This window comes from Peptidiphaga sp., from assembly GCF_057238965.1.
On sequence record NZ_DBHHEV010000033.1, the window covers coordinates 1 to 891 of the forward strand.

1 protein-coding gene is annotated in these 891 nt (G+C 65.2%); it reads left to right on the forward strand.

Annotated elements, in window-relative coordinates; all coding sequences use genetic code 11:
- Positions 1–55: 55 nt before the first annotated feature.
- Positions 56–700 carry a response regulator transcription factor gene (locus tag ACO48X_RS05450; RefSeq protein ID WP_485001110.1) on the forward strand — a complete coding sequence of 215 codons (645 nt, stop codon included), beginning with the start codon at positions 56–58 and terminating at the stop codon, positions 698–700.
- Positions 701–891: the final 191 nt, after the last annotated feature.

Below are 891 nucleotides of genomic sequence, written 5' to 3' on the forward strand. Positions count from 1 at the left end.
CTCTTGAGATTGACTCGCCTGCAGGCGGACCGACCACAATCGAAGCGGTGATTCCATGCGCATCCTGATAGCCGACGATTCTGTGCTGCTCAGGGAGGGGCTGACCCTCATCCTGAACGAGGGCGGACACGAAGTCATCGGCGGAGTCGGCACCGGGAACGAGCTTGTGTCCCGGTGCCTGGCTTTGCGACCGGACGTGACGGTCAGCGACATCCGAATGCCGCCTTCGCACACCGACGAAGGCCTGCGCGCGGCGGTCCGCATCCGCGAGGAGTGGCCCGACGCCCCTATTCTCCTGCTCAGCCAGTACATAGTCCTCAGCTACGCCACCGAGCTTCTCTCCTCGGGCTCCGGCTCGATCGGATACCTGCTCAAGGATCGCGTGAGCGACCTCGACTCCTTCCTCGACGCCGTCGATCGGGTCGGCAACGGCGGCATGGTCCTCGATCCCGAAGTGGTCGCGCAGATGATGGGACGCGGACGCAGGAACGACCCCGTCGCCAGCCTCACGCCGCGCGAACGCGAAGTGTTGGAGCTCATGTCCGAGGGCCATACGAACTCGGCGATCGCCAAGCGGCTCGTCGTTTCCGAGGGGGCTGTGGAAAAGCACATCCAGAGAATCTTTGCCAAGCTCGGTCTGCACGCCAACAGCGAAGTCCACCGGCGGGTTTCGGCCGTTCTCACTTTGTTGGGCACGTGATCGACGCCCGGGGCAGGAGGCCGGCGCGGGCGGACGCGTGATCGGCAGCGAGCCGGACGGTCGGCGTTAAAGAGAGGGATCGTTGCAAACAAGCCGGAAATCGACACACCGCAGCGAGGCGGACGCGGGCGCCGAGGCGGTTTGCGAGCCGGCGAGCGAGGCCGGTGTGACCGAAGTGTCGACGACTTTGG